Here is a 15,931-nt window from a genome sequence, read left to right on the forward strand (position 1 = left end):
GCGGAACCGGAAGACCATAGGACTAAACCCCATCTTGTCACACCTGTCTGGATGCATGGAAATGCCATGAGGCTGATGCGAAAATGACAGAACAAACACAAAAATGTTCATTCCTCCACCGGATGAAGAGATCGATCCATGACTGTTCCGGCGAGATCGTGTTTGGCATGTCGGATGGCGTCGTCTCCATCTTCGGGCTTGTGGCCGGGATGGTGGCGGGTGCCCAGTCCGGGAATGTGATCCTCCTCGCCGGTGCAACGGCGGCAATCGCGGCCACGGTATCGATGATGGCCGGTGTCTTCCTCGACATCGAGTCCGAGCGGGACGAGGCACGGGTGGAGGCAAAGGAACGGGCAGCCGAGATCCACCAGGATCCCGATAGTGCCATCAATAAGCTGATCGGAGACCTCCAGGGGACCGGCCTCAGCACGAAAAGTCTTGATGCGATCCGCGAGGACATGAAGGCGAATCCTCTCGCGATCCAGAAGTTCGAGGACGCTGTGGCTGGCGAAGAGGAGACCTCGGCTCAGAAGACCTCCCCGGTTACACACGCCTGCTGGATGGGGGTTGCGGATTTCATCGCAGCAATGACTCCGGTCATCCCGTTCATATTTCTCCCGCTGGAACAGGCAAAAATTGTCTTTATCTTCGGGACCGCCCTGCTCCTGATCCTGCTCGGTATCGGGCGTGCAAAGCTGGGAGAACGGCCGATGTTCCGGACCGTGCTTGAGACGTGTGCGATCGCAGCTGCCGCGGCCATCGCGGGTGCGCTTGTTGGTTTACTGCTCAGCTGAAAAACCTGATCAGTCCCCCATCTTTTTTTGGGAATCCGGGACATTTTCAGCACGATTATTCCCGTCGTGAAGAGGATCGGGGATCAGGCTGGCTTTATCGACAAATTATTTATTGCCGGGTTACATATATTAAAAAACAATGTACCTGTCCGTTCCATCCAGGAAGATGAATGTGACTAGGTTGCAGGCCGCTTATGATAAGCGGCTGCTTTTCTTTATCTGTTAGGTTCTGTGCTTTCAGAACAGAGCAGGGAATTTGTAATGGTTTGTGAATATTCGGATTATATCGGTGAAATGTATGAGTTTAATTCTTGAGGAACAGGAAAGTGAATGGTATCCTGCCCAGCCCCGTGGGGGTGTTTACGACCTTGTGTCTGCTGCCACATCCGGCACGGACACCGCTGCCCGACTGCGTGCTGTTGCCGCGCTTGGGACGAGCGACGATCCACGGGCAGTCCGCCCCCTAATGGACCTGCTGGGCGATGCGGACCCGGAGATCCGGCTCTCTGCGACAATTGCGCTCGGCCAGCTGAAGAGCGGTCGGCCAGTGGAGGATCTGATCGGTCGGCTGCGGGACCGGGATGAGCGGATGGTCACCCGGGAGCAGGCCGCCGATGCACTCTCCGTGATCCGGAGTACCGGGGCGCTGCTGGGACTCCGGGAGTTTACTGCGGACGAGTATGAGGACCCTGCGCTCCGGTCATATACAGAAAACCTGTTAAAGGGCATTTCCCCGCTGTGAGGAGGACCGGACCCGCGCCGGTCACTCTTTCTTCAGCACGGCTGCCCGGTTCACAAAGTACCAGAACCGGTCAACCTGCTGGAACCCGGCCTCCTCCGCCAGCGCAAGGTTCTCCTGGAACTCTCTGCCCGAAACAATGAATGGCGGCTCGGTGTAGAAGTATGTCCCGCCCGGCTTCATGAGGGTGAATATTTCCCGGAACAGATGTTCCGGGTCCGGGACCTCATGGACAACAAAGATGGAGAACGCGGTATCGAATGTCCCGTGCAGGTCTGCCGGCAGGCCGATTGTGTCCGGTTTACACCGGTGCGTCCTGATACGCGACATCAGCTCTTCGGGGTCCAGCTTTTTCCGGAGGATGGCAAGCATCTCCTCCTGGAGGTCGACCGACCAGACCTGCCCGATCTCCCCGACTTTTTTTGCAAACTCGCGGGTGAAGAACCCCGGCCCGCACCCGAAGTCGAGCACGCGGTCGCCATATTTTACATACCGCTCTGCGAGCCGGTCAGGGCGGTAGAGGAACCGGCGGAAAGGCGTATCGAGGCTCGCAGCGTTCTTTGCGGAGAAGACCTCGTGGTGGTGGCCGGAACGGTCACTGGCACACATAATAGTCCGGTTGGAGCACGAACGACATAACTTTTCTGGAATTGTCTCCGTTGGTTGTCAGGCCCCGATCACCCCTGTCAGGGGCAGGGTTGCGAGGCAGATGAGGTACGTGCCGTTTCCCGTCACGCAGCCATTCCGAAGATTAATACCCGATGATTGCCGTCAGTTATTCAATACAAAGGTGTGCCATGAAACGACTTGTATTCCTCCTCGTGCTTGTCGCGGTCCTTGCGGCAGGCTGTACCTCCCAGCAACAGCCTCCTGCGCCTGTATCGCAGGCAGACGCCCTCTCTGCGCAGGCAGAGAAGGCGTTTGCATCCGACAACTTCCACGCTGCGGCAGATCTCTACTTCCAGGCGTACGAGCAGTACAAGGCCGAAGGCAACACGGACCGGGCACGGGATGCCATGAACAAAGGATCGGTGTCCGTCCGGATGTATGCCGAGTCCCCGTACAACCGGTCGGTCATGACCTCCATGATTGACGAGGCGTTCCCCACGGTTCCGGCAGAACGCAAGGCGGGCTGGCTCCCCTGCAACGCGAGCCAGTGCATCGAGAGCGATGGCGAGACGTGGTTCTTCGCCAATACCATCAACAATATCCGGTCCCATAACATGGACCTGATGCGGGAGACTCTCGCAAAGAAAGGCGAAACGCCGTTTTACGATCAGGTAAAGTCCATCGCACTGGCCCCGTATAACGGGAGTGCCGGCACCTGTGTCAACCCTGTCCGGTGGGAAGGCACGGAGACCCTGACCATTCCGGTCGCCATGCTCCCGAAGACCGGCACCCTCCGTCTCTGGATCCCCCTGCCGGTCGAGACCCCCTCACAGCGGAATGTCACCATCGCAGCAGTTGAACCGGCGCAGTACGTGAAGTCACAGACCGGAACGGGCGCGGACATGGGCCTCGCCTATCTTGAGATCCCGCTCGCGTCCGTTACGGGGGATTCCCTGTCGGTCACTGCCCGGTTCCGGTATATCCAGTGCGAGGTCCGGTACACCATCGACCCGGCTAAGGTCGGGATATATGACACGGCGGATCCTGAATACCGGAAGTATACCGCGTCCGGGAAAAACATTGTGATCACCCCCGCGATGAAGGAAAAGGCACTGGAGATCGTGGGCAACGAGACCAACCCGTACCTGCAGGCGGAGAAGCTCTACTGGCACGTGGTATCGCACCCCTACAGCAACGTCCCCCATACAAGGCTCAGTGCAAGTGGCACGCCGGAATCGGTCTATATGCTGGAGACCGGCTTTGGCGACTGCGGCACCCAGAGCATGTACTTTGCCGCCCTCTGCCGGTCGCTCGGCATCCCGGCCCGTGCCGTCGGGGGCTATCAGCTCGTCCCGGGCCACGAGGGCACACACTTCTGGTCCGAGTATTACCTGCCGGGTTACGGCTGGATCCCGAACGACGTGACGATTGCAGAGGGTGCGGAATGGTCGTATGAAGCATCGGACGAGGACCGTTACCAGTACAAGGACTTCTATGCCCGCAACCTCGACCCGTACCGTTATATTATCCAGAACGATGTGGATGTCCCGCTCACCCCGCCGGCGGGTAATGTCGTTATGTTCGATATTGTCGTGCAGTCGCCAAAAGCCGTCTGCGACACCTGCGATACCGACCCGGAGTTCGAGATGCTCGATGACTGGAAGGTAGTCGTGAAAAAAGCGTGAAGTGCAGGAATAGGACTTAACTCGTCCCTTCTTTTTCCTGTGAAGGCTCTTCTGCCTCTTCCTCTCCCTCGCCAACCTTCACGGTCTTCATGGAAGGGAAGAGGATGACCTCCTTGATAGAATCGTTGTTGGTGAGGAGCATCACGAGCCGGTCGATACCGATGCCGACGCCGCCGGTCGGGGGCATGCCGTACCCGATGGCGTTGATGAAGTCGTAATCGATCATCTGTGCCTCGATATCACCGAGACGGCGTTTCTCGTCCTGCGCCTCGAACCGCTCCTTCTGGTCCACCGGGTCGTTCAGTTCCGAGAACCCGTTACCCACTTCCATACCGGCAATGAAGAGTTCGAACCGCTCGGTGAAGCCCTCCTTCTCGCGGTGGCGCTTGGCGAGCGGGGAGTTCTCGACCGGGTAATCGTAGATGAAGGTCGGCTGGATGAGTTTCTCTTCGATGAGGCCTTCGAAGAAGGCGATGAGATACTCGCGCTGGGACCGGGGCTTGTCCGGGTCATCAATCTTGTGCTCGTGGGCAAGTTTCCGGAGTTCCTCAACGGAATGGGCGAAGATGTCGATACCGCCGATCTCCTTCACGGAATCTGCCATCGAGAGCTTCCTCCACGGCGCCGTGAAGTTGATCGTGGTCTCGCCGAACGGGAGCTCGAATTTCCCGTGCACCTGCTGGATGATGTACGTCACGATGTTCTCGGTGAGCTCCATCATGTCCCGGAAGTCGCGATATACCCAGTAGATCTCGACCATCGTGAACTCGGGGTTGTGATCGCTGTCGATGCTCTCGTTCCGGAAGTTCCGCGAGATCTCAAAGACCTGCTCGAACCCTCCGACAATAAGCCGTTTCAGGTACAGCTCGGGAGCAATGCGGAGGAAAAGTTTCTGGTCGAGGGAATTGTGGTAGGTGGTGAATGGTTGCGCATTTGCCCCGCCGTAGACCGGCTGGAGGATGGGGGTCTCGAACTCCAAGAAACCGTGGTCGTCCAGATACCGGCGGAGGAGCGAGATGATCCGGCTCCGGCTCCTGAATGTCTGCCGGTTCTCATCGTTGACGATCAGGTCCACGTACCGCTGCCGGTAGCGCTTCTCAACATCCTTCAGCCCGTGGAATTTTTCCGGAAGTGAGCAGACTGCCTTGCAGAGGAGGGTGAATCTGTCCACCCAGATGGTGATCTCCCCCAGTTTTGTCCGGAAGACATGCCCCTCGACCCCGATAATGTCTCCCCGTTCGACATACTGGTTGAAGAGCTCGAACTGTTCCTCACCCAGATCGTTCTTGCGGATGTAGAGCTGGATCCTGCCGCTCTCGTCACCAAGGTCGGCAAAGATCGTCTTGCCATGGTTCCGCACGATATGGATTCGCCCGGCGGTAGAGACGCTCTCTGCGCTCTTGTCATGGGTGATATCCGCGTAGCGGGTCTTGATCTCAAGGACAGTGTCCCTGCGGTCGAATGTCGGGGGGAACATGCAGTGCCCTTTCTCGCGGAGGGCCACGATCTTGTCGAGCCGCGTCTGTTCGAATGCAGTATTCTCGGTGGGGTCGGTCATGGGAAAACACCCGGGGATGGGGAGAGTATGTATCGTAATAATGCGATGCCGGAAGTAATAATACCTTCAGCATCTGCGACGGAAAAAAGCGAGAGGGAATATTCCGGATTACTGGGTTTTTCGTTTCTTCAGGACCCCGGACGCATATTTCGCCAGCCCGTAAACCCCGTCCGTTGAGGGGTGGACCTCGACAAAGTCCTCAAAGTCGTGCACGGAGAAGTGGCGTTTCATCAGGAACGCCATGTAGCCGGCGATCAGTCCCGCTCCGGGCGATGCGGTACTGATCCCACTCAGTGAGCCGTCCGGTGCAACCATGATCTTCGCAAACCCGGTATCAGAAGCAGGAACCGACCAGAACGTGCCCGGCCCGGCGAGCCCCGGGATAACAAGTGGTTTTGCGTTTGGGTTGCCATCCGAACAGAACGCGAGTTCATAGCCCAGGTTGAGTGCCTGGGGGACATGCGAATAGTCCATCTTCCGGTGTTTCCCAAGGATATTGTCCGCAGCTACGACCCCCTGCTGGCGGGCAACGGGAGTGAGGAATGGCGGGCCGGTCACGTCCCCTCCGGCATAGACACCGGGGAGGTTCGTCTGCATGTACTCATCAACGATCACCTCACCATTCGGCCGTTTGGCAACCCCGTCAAGCATCTCCGAGTTGGGGGTGAGACCGGCAGCAACCAGCACGGCATCACACTCAAGAGTTCCGGTGCCCTTGTCGTCCCTGAAGCTGAGACGGAGACCTCCACGCGTTCCTTCAGCAGAGAGAATGTGACAATTCTCCCGGATACCCACACCGGACAATTCACGAACCGCCCGTTTTCGGATCTGTTCATCGGGATTTTTCAGAAAACCGCTTCGGGACAGGACCGTGACGGCACTCCCATACTGGGAGAAGATGTAGGCAAACTCCGCGGCCATGATCCCGCCTCCGATGATGGTGAGGCGGCCCGGCAGACGTTCCATGTTGTGGAGGGAATGGGGGGTATAGATACCGGTACCGGTGATCCCGGGAATTGCCGGAATCGCAGGACGGGAGCCGGTTGAGAGGATGACCGCGTCGGCACCCAGTTTTTCATCACCAAGGATCACCTGCTTTCCGTCAAACCTGCCCGTTTTCCCGTACACGATCTCCACACCGGCATCCCTGGTCTCCTTGTCAAGCACGGAGGCGATCGTTGCCTGTACCTTCTTCATCTCGCTGAGCAGCGCCGGGAAGTTCACCTTCGGGACGGAACTGGTAATCCCGAGACCGTTGAACAGAGCAGCAGCCTGGACATGGCGGGCGACATCGTTCATGGCGCAGACCGGCATGCAACCAAAATGAAGACACTGCCCCCCGATCCCACCTTTCTCGATAAGGGTGACTTTCCTGCCGGCAGATGCCAGACGGACCGCGGCGAGCCTCCCCGCCGGTCCGCCTCCAAGGATTACAATCATGAAAAACCCTCATCCGTGAAATAAATAATAGTAGTATTAGCGGGAGATGGAACGCTTTTGAAAAAAGAGGTTTGGAAACTCATTCGCTTTCAGAAGACTTCCACGCCTTCGTCCATCGGTTCTGAAAGCAGTTCGCCGGTGAATGCGTTCACTTCAACGATCTTCTTGCCCCTGATCTGCCATACGGGAATATAGACCTGCTTTGTTTCGACGGTGATATTTTTCTTATCGGGTTTGAGGACCTTCTCCTCGTAAAAGATTGCGTCACCTTTTTCCTGCTTGATGCGGACCTTCTGGGTGAGCCGGTCGATCAGCTCGTTGGTAATCCGTTCGGTTGCCTCATCCTTCCGGATATGGGGATCACAGACCTCTGCCCCCCCGGGGATCTCCTTCTCTTCCACGAGTTTTCCGTCAAGGTCGATCCTGATCCCGTTGATTGCATTGATTGCCCCCCACCCGTCTGCATCGAAGGGGATGCGGCGGTCCTTGTATACCTGTTCTCCTGTGCTTGTGTAGTGGAAGAGGAAATATGGTATGAAACGGAGTTTTGCGGTTCCCTGGACGCCTCCGGCCCGGATCGCAGCCTGTTCGGTAAGTTTTATCGGTAAATGCGGGATGGTGATCCCTGATGGTTCTTCCTTTTCGGCGGCTGCGGCAGCAACAGCGACCCTCTTTGCCGTGGCCGGGGTGAGATCGAGTGCCAGCTCACGGCCCACGATGTCGGCAAGCACGGCCTCACCGGTATATCGCACGAACTCGTCAACACCCCACTGGATACAGTTCTCCGTCCCGAGGTCTTTTTCCAGAGAAAAGAGGAGTTTCTTGCAGGTCATCTCTTTGTCGTCGATCATGAGGCTGTAATTGGTCTTGTCGAACTGGGTGATCATGGCACGGTCGTTCGAGCAGAGCACAAGGAGGCATGTGCTGTCCCGGACCGCCGAAAGGTCGAGAGGATTATCAACCTCTTCCACCTCAAAACGAGCCGCTTCAAGAATGAGTCTCATTGCATTCTTGGCTTTTTCCCGCATGTCTTGTTCCATCATAGATACATTTTCATGGTCTTATAGAACAATTTTTCTATTGAAATGTCCGAGAATAGGATAATGATGCCCTCCCTGAAATTTTCGAATCATAAAATCGAGGATTTTGCCATCCAGGTAACTTTTGATCCCAAGGCAGGGGAGGGCAATGTCGTGTACAACCGTTCCCTGATCAGGAACGAAGACCTCGAATTTGCAATATCTGTTCTCAAGGATGCGAACAAGACCGGTGTCAGTGTCAGCGGACTGGTCAAATTCCTTGCATCGGGAGAGAAGATCGCGGATTTTGTTATTCCAAAAGGGTGCACGGGGATCTGTACCATGTGCAGCATCACCTTTGACGGTCTCCTGATCCGGCGTGGTGTCCCGGTCAATCCGATTGGCGGGGGCGTGGTTGAGATCGAGAACCGGACACCGATCAGGTTCACGGACATGATCCTCTATGAGCACACCACGATCGATCCGCTCCAGGTACTGATGTCCCATAAGACCACCTCGGTAACAAACGTGATGCGCATGGGCAGCGGGAGGCTCCTTGCCAATATCCGCGAGTTTCACATGGAGGCGGAACCTCTCGTCGGGGAAGTGCTCGACGAACTTTCGAGCAGCAGTTATTCAGGAATCCTTGACGTGGGTATGCCCAATATTCCCCTCCTCGGTGTCCCGGTGAACCCTGAGTATATCGGAATTGCTGCAGTCGGGGGGACGAACCCCATGGCAGCAATCAGGGAGGGGGGCCGGTGGGTACAGACCAGTTCTTTGAAAGGCCTGATAGATATTTTAGAACTGGAAGAGATCCGGGATTTCTAAAACGGGAAAAACAGGAAAAGACCCGCAGTCGGTTGTTATTGTGCTGATCGATACCGGAAAGATCCGAATGCGCTGCATGGAGATCGTTATAAATCCTGGATATCATTTCTGACGGTTACCTTGAGATAATTACCCGGATCGTGCTGGGCGCCGGGTATTATTTACTTGTAATGAAAAAGAATTGGTGATGCTTGGATGGGACGGGGAGCTACCACCCCCTGCGGTCCGGACAATCGAGGAGATGCGCCCTGTCCTTGCCGACTCGTCGTGTACCTGCAGCGACCCGCTGTATTTCATGTACCGCGATCTGGCAAAGTCGGATGCTGACTGGCGGTGGCTGCATGCCCACCACCTGAGGTATGACCTTACGGTAATCCCTCCCCGCGACCTCTGCGGCGAATGGGTGAAGACCAAGGGCCATTACCACCCGAAGAACCCGGCCGGTGTTGGCTACCCGGAGATGTATGAAGTACTTGAGGGTCAGGCACACTATCTCCTCCAGTCCCGTGACCTTCGCGATATCGTCATGATCAGTGCGACTGCCGGTGATATCGTTGTCATTCCCCCGGAATACGGGCACATCTCGATCAATCCTTCGGGAGATGAGACGCTTGCCATGGCAAACATCGTCTCTACCGCGTTCGAGAGTGAATACGGGGAGTATGAATCACACCATGGGGCGGCATATTTTGAGTTATGCTCCGGGGAACTGAAAAAGAACCCCCGCTATCCCGCGATCCCCCCGGTCAGATCCGCACGGCCAAAATCCGGAAACGGTGATCACCGGATCTTCAGGGGGCCCCTGTACGGCCTGATCGGCAACGCGGAAGCTCTGGCCTTCCTGAATACACCGGAAGACTATACCGCTATTCTGGACATACTGCTAAAAGATTAGGAGCAGCAATTCTCTTGTGCTCGCTCTTTTTTACGAGGGCCAGCACCCTCTCTTCCGCCGGGGTCCGCGCCTGCCATTGCTGCCGGAGAAGGGCCTTGAGCGAGGCATCGATCTCAGCGTACGTGAGGCCGATCTCTTTCTCATCGCTCTGCCCTTCCCATAGGCCGGCGGAGGGGACCTTCTGCATGATGGGTTCCGGGATTCCCAGCTCCCGTGCCACGACATAGACATCGGTCTTGTAAAGGTGGAGAAGGGGCTGGATGTCTGCGGCGTTGTCCCCGTGTTTGGTGCAGTAGCCCAGCATGTACTCGCTCCGGTTGGAGGTACCGCAGACAATCCGGTTGTCCCGGTTCGCATGGTAATACAGGGTGACCATGCGGATGCGGGCCATCAGGTTCCCGAGAAGATACGGTGTTTCCACAAATCCCGGGAGGGACCGGTATGCCTCGAGCATGGGATCGATGCTGATCACCTGATGGGGCATCTTCAGTTGGTCACATAATTCTTTTGCATCCCGGAGGTCGTCGGGGTTGCTGACCGAGGTTGGCAGGGAGATGCCCAGGACATTGGCCGGCCCGACTGCCCGGCAGCAGAACGCCGCTGCTACGGCAGAGTCGATCCCGCCGCTCAACCCCACAACAATGCCCTTGCACCCGGTATTCCAGTAGGCATACCGGATCATCTGCTCCACCCGGCCCATGCTGCACCCGAGCCCGTTGTCCACGTCCATGGTTGTACTCCTGTAAATGTTATGGGATGATCCTTTTCAACTGTTCGGTATGCGGGAGAGTGTCACTTCCCGACTCCTGTTTCCGGTTACGTGACCCGGTCATGATCCACGGTGTTCCTGAGTGTATCGCACAGGTTCACGATTGCGTGAGGTGCAGCAGGGTGGCGTTGTGAATATGCTGTAAGCAGTGTGTGCACATCTGCGAGGAGTGGATCGTCATCTTTCTCTGGGGCAGGGGGGTCTCCACCTGCTCTTTGGATCCGGGCGTATAGTGCAATCTCTTCAGCTGGTATGTGACAGAACGGGAATATCAGCACCGGGGTATCGGTATGTGCCGGGCCGGAACCTGTGCATCTCTCCACTTCTCCCCGGAGGATATCCGCCAGCAGTGATGCCGCTGACATTTCAAGGGTGGTTGAAAGGGCGATCCGGGTGATGCCCTGTTCGCGTGCAGAAGCGAAATAATCGGCGATCTTCCCAGATACTTGGATTCCTGACACCTGTATGTCCCTGCGTTTGCCGGTAAGGTTCCGGAAAAACAGGAGGAGGGCGTTATCCGCTGCCGTGCCTGTCAGGGCTACAGCGATATGGTCGCCCGGCCGCATCCACTGCTGCTGCCGTATCAACCGTTTGACTTTTGCCTCGATGTCGAGCGTTACGTGGTCCTCACAGAGATACTGCCCGGAATAGTGCTGGAAGATCACTGCCGTACCCTTACACTTGCTGCACTGCATCCTCTGATCCAATCAATTCTGGATGATAAGAGATGTTTAAGGTTATGCCGGGTGAAGGAGATGGCACGGAAGAACTGGCATTCTTCCTAACCCCCTCCAGTCTGATGACATTCCGGCGGAACGAAAGATCTCAGGATCTTTCTCTTCAGTTCGAGGACTGATATCCTCTCACTGGCACGAAAGAACTGACGCTCCCGGGCTTACGTTGTACTCGTTGGGGGGGTCGGGCGGTGTACTTCCAATGTTTACAAACTGGTGTGATTTTGGTAATTACCCTCGGAAATCTTCCCCCCGACCTGTTGATCACGGGCGATAAAATATCAAAGTACACCGCCCGACCCCCCCAGGCCCCCTCCCATTTCCGGACCGGATTCGTACAGTTTTACGGGATGAATGAAGGGATTGTCCTGGCAATGGGGTGAGCGGGGGTCGGGCGGTGTACTAATTGGGCGAGTGAGGAATGTCATTTTAACAACGTATTCTCCAGAGCAGATCTTTCTCTTCAGTTCGAGGATTGATATCCTCTCACTGGCACGGAAGAACTCGCGTTCTTCCTATCCCCCCTCGGGTCTGATGACCCTCTGGTGGGACGAAAGATCTTTGGCTCTTTCTCTTCAGTTCGAGGATTGATATCCTCTCACTGGATCGAAAGATGCGATTTTATACTCTCGCACATAACCACTCTAACGAGTATGGTCGTCGCAGCGGAACATATCCGCACCCTGAATAAATATGAGAAGGCCATCCTGCTTGCGCTCGAACGCGGGATGAAGCGGTACTCGTGGGTGCCGCTGGAACACCTGAAGACCTCCACAAAACTGTCCGAATCGGAGATCAATTACCGTCTCTCCCGGCTCATCGCATGGGGGATGGTCCGGTTCAACCCGGTACCGTACGACGGGTATGCCCTTGTCTTTGGGGGATACGATACCCTTGCACTCGCCACTCTCACGGCGAAAGGAACGATCTCGGCACTGGGCACGATGCTTGGAGAGGGAAAAGAGTCCATTGTGTACGAAGCCCTCGGGCTCGGGCCTGTCGCGATCAAGTTCCACCGGGTGGGCGGGCGCTCGTTCTCCTCCGCCCGGCTCAATCGCGAGTACATGGAAGAGGGGCACTGCCCCTGGCTGCTCGCGTCCCGGAAATCCGCAGAGCGGGAATACGAGGCCATCAAGGCCCTCCACCCAAAGGTAAGCGTCCCGCTTCCCATCGCCCAGAACCGGCACACGGTCGTGATGTCGTTGATCAACGGGGCAAATCTCAACCGTTGTACCCTTGAATCACCAACCGAGGTACTTGACGAGATCCTTGACAATGTCCGGATCGCTTACGGGGCCGGCATCATCCACTCCGATCTCTCTGAATACAATATCATGGTCGAGGACGGAAAGTGCATTCTTATCGACTGGCCCCAGTGGGTCGGGACCGACCACCAGAATGCGGATGCGATTGTCAGGAGGGATATCGATAACATCCTGGCATTCTTCAAACGGAAATATAAGCTGAAGCGCGACCGGGAGGTTGCGTTGCAATGCGTGATCGCCTGAAGGTCTTTGGCATTGATATCATCAAAGGCTCTGTCCGGTTGCGATCCCGGCGACCAATGTATGCTCTTGTGCGGATGGAGGGCTCTCAGATCGAGAGCGAGTCTGAAGTCTCGCTGTTCCGCCTCTTCCGCCTCCTCTCCGCAGAGCAACCGGACATCCTCGCGGTCGACAGCCTGCAGGAGATTGCAGCCGACCAGCACGAACTCTTCTCCTTCCTCCAGGGCCTGCCCCCGCAGACCCGGCTCGTACAGGTAACGGGAGGCGAACGCAAAGAGACTCTCCAGAAAGTTGCCGGCCGGTACAATATCAGCTTCAACAAGTTCGATCCATTCGCGGAAGCCCGGACAACGGCGCAGGTCGCAACGCTGGGGGCCGGTGCGGAAGTGATCGCGTTCGAGAACGAGAGTGAGGTTGTGGTCAGCCGGCACCGCTCTCCGGGAAAGGGCGGGTGGAGCCAGAACCGGTACGTCCGGAAGATGCATGGGGCCGTCCAGTTCAAAGGCCGTGAGATTGAGCAGGCGCTCGTTGCTGCAGGTCTGAGGTACGAGAAGAAGGAGACGCGGGCATTCGGCGGTTGCAGCAGGGTGGCGTTCCGGGTCTTTGCCACGCGCGACCAGGTACCGGTCTCCACGTATAGGGGGGCGGATGTCCAGGTCCGGATCAGCGGCAAGCGCCTCGAACGGATCCGGTTCCGCCCGCTCTCCGTAAAACCGCGGTACCTGATCGTGGGTATCGATCCCGGCACTACCACGGGCATCGCGGCGCTCGACCTTGACGGAAACCTGCTCCATCTTGCCAGTTCCCGGCAGATGAATATGTCAGATGTAATCGAGTCGCTCTACAAGACGGGAAAGCCGCTCGTTATCGCATCCGATGTCGAGCCGATGCCTTTCACAGTCGAAAAGATACGGCGGGCCTTTGCGGCGGTTGCGTTCACGCCAAAGCAGGATACGAGCGTTGAGACCAAGATGGAGCTTACCGCCCCGTTTTCCTACGCCAATGACCACGAGCGGGATGCCCTCTCCGCAGCGCTTGACGCATACCGCCAGTACCGCCACCGCTTCCAGAGCCTGATGAAGCGAATCCCCCCGGGCCATGATCTCGAAGAAGTGCGTGCCCGGGTGATCCGGGGGCAGTCCCTCGACCAGGTGATCGGGGAGATGAACGCGGCAGTAAAACCAGAGGTTACACCGGCACCCCCTGTCGCTGTCGATGAGAAACACGATGAACGGGTACGGGTGCTGGACGGGATGGTGAAGCGCCTGAGGACCTACATTGCAGAGCTACAGGAAGAAGTCAAGGGAAAGGATTACGAGATCCACCGGCTCTCCGCACGCCTGCGAAAAGTCCATACGACACGGGACGCAGAGCTGGCGAAGGATACGGAAGTGGTAAAGAAGGATGCCGTGATTCAGAGCCTCAAGAAGCGCCTGCACAAAGAGGAACGGCACAACCGGAATCTTGTAAAACGCCTTGCCCGGATCAGGAAATTCGCCGAGCTCTCGATGGACGGCGACGTGGTACCGGTCAAGGTAATGGAGGCCCTGACAAAGGAGGGGCTTCGCCGGCTTGTGGATGATGTCGGGATTGACGAAGGCGATATCGTGTACGTGAACCGGACGGATGGCTGGGGGAGGAGCGTGATCAAGGACTTATCGGAATTTAATGCCAGGGCGATCGTAGTGGCGGAGAAGATCCTCAACGAGAGCGATCCCCAGCTCCTCCCCTCGTTCCGGGAAGCCGCGATCCCTCTCCTCTCCGACCGTGAGACCAGTACCCAGGTCCGGGGAAAGCAGGGGCTCTGCGGTAAGGATGCGCTCGATGTGGCACTGCACCGCTGGAAGGAAACCCAGGATAAGCACGAACGGGAGAAGAAGACCGAGATGATTGAGCACATATTCAAGGAGTACAAGAGCGAACGGGGTAAGGAGGTGCGTAAAAGTGGATGACCGGGAGCTCCTGAACGTGGTAATGGGGATTGTCGGAAAGGACCGGTGCCTCGATGACTGTGCCGAATTCACCTGCGGCGGACAGGTGATGGTGGTGACAACCGACATGCTCCACCGGTCAACGGACTTTGTCCCGGGGATGACCGACTGGCAGGCCGGCTGGATGAGTGCTGCGGTCACGCTCTCGGATATCGCGAGCATGGGAGCGGCACCGAAATACCTGCTGATCGCGGTCGGGCTCGATGACTGGAAGAGCCTTGCCGGGGTGATGCAGGGGGCAAAGGACTGCTGTACCCGATACGGTGCCGAGATCATTGGCGGAGATATTGACCGTCACGGGGAACTCACCGTAGTCACCACGGGTCTCGGCCTGGTGGACAGGAAGGATATTGCCCGGAGGTCCGGGACATGGCCGGGGGATCTCATCTGCATCACCGGTATTCCGGGACAGGCGCAGGCATGGCTTGACGGCTATCACCAGTTCGAGAAGTTCTTATTCGAACCGCAGCCCCGCGTTGAGGAGGGGCAGGCCCTTGGAAAGGCGGGGGTGAGCGCTATGATGGATGACAGCGACGGGATTGCCCTCTCACTCTATGATCTGATGAGCGTGAATGACTGTGGTTTTTCCATCGATTCTTCAAAACTGCCCCTCCCCGCGGGCATTCCCCCGGCACAGGCCCGCGAACTTGCCCTGTATGGTGGCGGGGATTACGAACTGCTCTTCACGATTGCACCGGACCGGTTCCCGGTTGCCGGTGTGGAGGCCACGGTCATCGGTATCGTGGTACCGGAAAAAACCGTTACCGTTGATGGCCAGCCGTTGGATAAGCGGGGATATCAGCACCGGTGGGAATAACCACTTCACAAATATGACTCCCCGCAGTTCGCTTAAATACAAGGCGATAGAGACATTTTACCCGGAATACTCAACGGGGGAAACGTATGGAATCGCTTGAGAGCAGGATGGAGCGGCTGACACCGGAACAGCGGAGGGAAGTGGAGGACTTTGTGGACTTTCTCCTCCTGAAGAATAACTTCCGTGAAACCCCGCTGACTACGTCCCCGCCACCCCCGGTCATGATGAGCACCCCCCCGGTCCTCGCGGCCGACCCGGTCTCCTCCCTGCAACACTCCCCGGCCCGGGTGCAGGACCTTGTGGTGCAGGAGGAATCGGACCCGCCCATGGCCAATGACGATCCCGCCCCCTCGCCAATCAATGAGATTACCGCTGGCGGCGAGGACTGGATTACCCATGACTATATGGATTACGGCAGGTTTGAACAGGCACCCTCACCAGCAACAGAAGCGGTGAAGAATGTGAAACGGAAGATCATTGCCCGGGAAGCAAAGGACAAGTCCGGGCATATGCTCGACTGGGTTGATTAGTCTCTCACCGGAACG

The 15,931-nt window shown here is 57.1% G+C and carries 15 protein-coding genes; 9 read left to right on the forward strand and 6 right to left on the reverse strand.

What is annotated here, in order from left to right; translation table 11 throughout:
• Window positions 1–83: 83 nt before the first annotated feature.
• Both M0R30_RS11885 and M0R30_RS11890 read left to right on the forward strand, forming a co-directional pair.
• Complete coding sequence (locus tag M0R30_RS11885) at window positions 84–794, forward strand: VIT1/CCC1 transporter family protein (RefSeq protein ID WP_292547162.1); 711 nt, start codon at window positions 84–86, stop codon at window positions 792–794.
• 298 nt (window positions 795–1,092) lie between these two features.
• Window positions 1,093–1,536: a HEAT repeat domain-containing protein gene (locus tag M0R30_RS11890; protein WP_292547165.1), complete on the forward strand. Its 444-nt coding sequence runs from the start codon at window positions 1,093–1,095 to the stop codon at window positions 1,534–1,536.
• Window positions 1,537–1,557: 21 nt separating this feature from the next.
• Here M0R30_RS11890 and M0R30_RS11895 read toward each other — a convergent pair whose 3' ends face one another.
• Window positions 1,558–2,142, reverse strand: coding sequence for a class I SAM-dependent methyltransferase (locus tag M0R30_RS11895; RefSeq protein WP_292547167.1), 585 nt, complete (start codon window positions 2,140–2,142; stop codon window positions 1,558–1,560).
• A gap of 188 nt (window positions 2,143–2,330) precedes the next feature.
• On the opposite strand from M0R30_RS11895, the gene M0R30_RS11900 reads away from it, so the two are divergent.
• Window positions 2,331–3,827: a transglutaminase-like domain-containing protein gene (locus M0R30_RS11900; protein WP_292547169.1), complete on the forward strand. Its 1,497-nt coding sequence runs from the start codon at window positions 2,331–2,333 to the stop codon at window positions 3,825–3,827.
• Between the two features lie 16 nt (window positions 3,828–3,843).
• Here the strand turns inward: M0R30_RS11900 and lysS are convergent, their stop codons facing one another.
• From lysS to M0R30_RS11915, 3 genes are all read right to left on the reverse strand, one after another.
• On the reverse strand, window positions 3,844–5,385 hold the full coding sequence (gene lysS / locus M0R30_RS11905) for a lysine--tRNA ligase (protein ID WP_292547171.1): 1,542 nt from the start codon (window positions 5,383–5,385) through the stop codon (window positions 3,844–3,846).
• A gap of 108 nt (window positions 5,386–5,493) precedes the next feature.
• Entirely contained in the window at window positions 5,494–6,825 is a 1,332-nt protein-coding gene (locus M0R30_RS11910; protein WP_292547173.1) for an NAD(P)/FAD-dependent oxidoreductase, read from the reverse strand.
• Window positions 6,826–6,914: 89 nt separating this feature from the next.
• Window positions 6,915–7,868 (reverse strand): hypothetical protein, encoded by a 954-nt coding sequence (locus M0R30_RS11915; protein ID WP_292547175.1) that lies wholly within the window; start codon window positions 7,866–7,868, stop codon window positions 6,915–6,917.
• Window positions 7,869–7,928: 60 nt separating this feature from the next.
• Between M0R30_RS11915 and M0R30_RS11920 the strand changes: the two genes are divergently transcribed.
• The gene (locus M0R30_RS11920; RefSeq protein WP_292547177.1) at window positions 7,929–8,675 is read left to right on the forward strand and encodes a DUF128 domain-containing protein; all 747 of its coding nucleotides are present in this window, start codon (window positions 7,929–7,931) and stop codon (window positions 8,673–8,675) included.
• Window positions 8,676–8,862: 187 nt separating this feature from the next.
• Window positions 8,863–9,570: a glucose-6-phosphate isomerase family protein gene (locus M0R30_RS11925; protein WP_292547179.1), complete on the forward strand. Its 708-nt coding sequence runs from the start codon at window positions 8,863–8,865 to the stop codon at window positions 9,568–9,570.
• Here M0R30_RS11925 and M0R30_RS11930 read toward each other — a convergent pair.
• Window positions 9,542–10,300 carry an NAD+ synthase gene (locus tag M0R30_RS11930; RefSeq protein ID WP_292547181.1) on the reverse strand — a complete coding sequence of 253 codons (759 nt, stop codon included), beginning with the start codon at window positions 10,298–10,300 and terminating at the stop codon, window positions 9,542–9,544. The genes M0R30_RS11925 and M0R30_RS11930 overlap by 29 nt on opposite strands.
• A gap of 86 nt (window positions 10,301–10,386) precedes the next feature.
• Window positions 10,387–11,034 carry a hypothetical protein gene (locus tag M0R30_RS11935; RefSeq protein ID WP_292547182.1) on the reverse strand — a complete coding sequence of 216 codons (648 nt, stop codon included), beginning with the start codon at window positions 11,032–11,034 and terminating at the stop codon, window positions 10,387–10,389.
• Between the two features lie 692 nt (window positions 11,035–11,726).
• On the opposite strand from M0R30_RS11935, the gene M0R30_RS11940 reads away from it, so the two are divergent.
• The 4 genes from M0R30_RS11940 to M0R30_RS11955 all read left to right on the forward strand — a co-directional run bounded on the left by M0R30_RS11940 (window position 11,727) and on the right by M0R30_RS11955 (window position 15,916).
• Window positions 11,727–12,581 (forward strand): RIO1 family regulatory kinase/ATPase, encoded by an 855-nt coding sequence (locus tag M0R30_RS11940; protein WP_292547184.1) that lies wholly within the window; start codon window positions 11,727–11,729, stop codon window positions 12,579–12,581.
• Window positions 12,566–14,530 (forward strand): DUF460 domain-containing protein, encoded by a 1,965-nt coding sequence (locus M0R30_RS11945; RefSeq protein ID WP_292547186.1) that lies wholly within the window; start codon window positions 12,566–12,568, stop codon window positions 14,528–14,530. Before M0R30_RS11940 ends, M0R30_RS11945 begins: the two co-directional genes overlap by 16 nt.
• Complete coding sequence (gene thiL / locus M0R30_RS11950) at window positions 14,523–15,386, forward strand: thiamine-phosphate kinase (protein ID WP_292547188.1); 864 nt, start codon at window positions 14,523–14,525, stop codon at window positions 15,384–15,386. Before M0R30_RS11945 ends, thiL begins: the two co-directional genes overlap by 8 nt.
• 86 nt (window positions 15,387–15,472) lie before the next feature.
• Complete coding sequence (locus M0R30_RS11955) at window positions 15,473–15,916, forward strand: hypothetical protein (RefSeq protein ID WP_292547190.1); 444 nt, start codon at window positions 15,473–15,475, stop codon at window positions 15,914–15,916.
• Window positions 15,917–15,931 lie beyond the last annotated feature (15 nt).

It is taken from the genome of Methanoregula sp. (assembly GCF_023227875.1).
GTDB lineage: Archaea > Halobacteriota > Methanomicrobia > Methanomicrobiales > Methanospirillaceae > Methanoregula.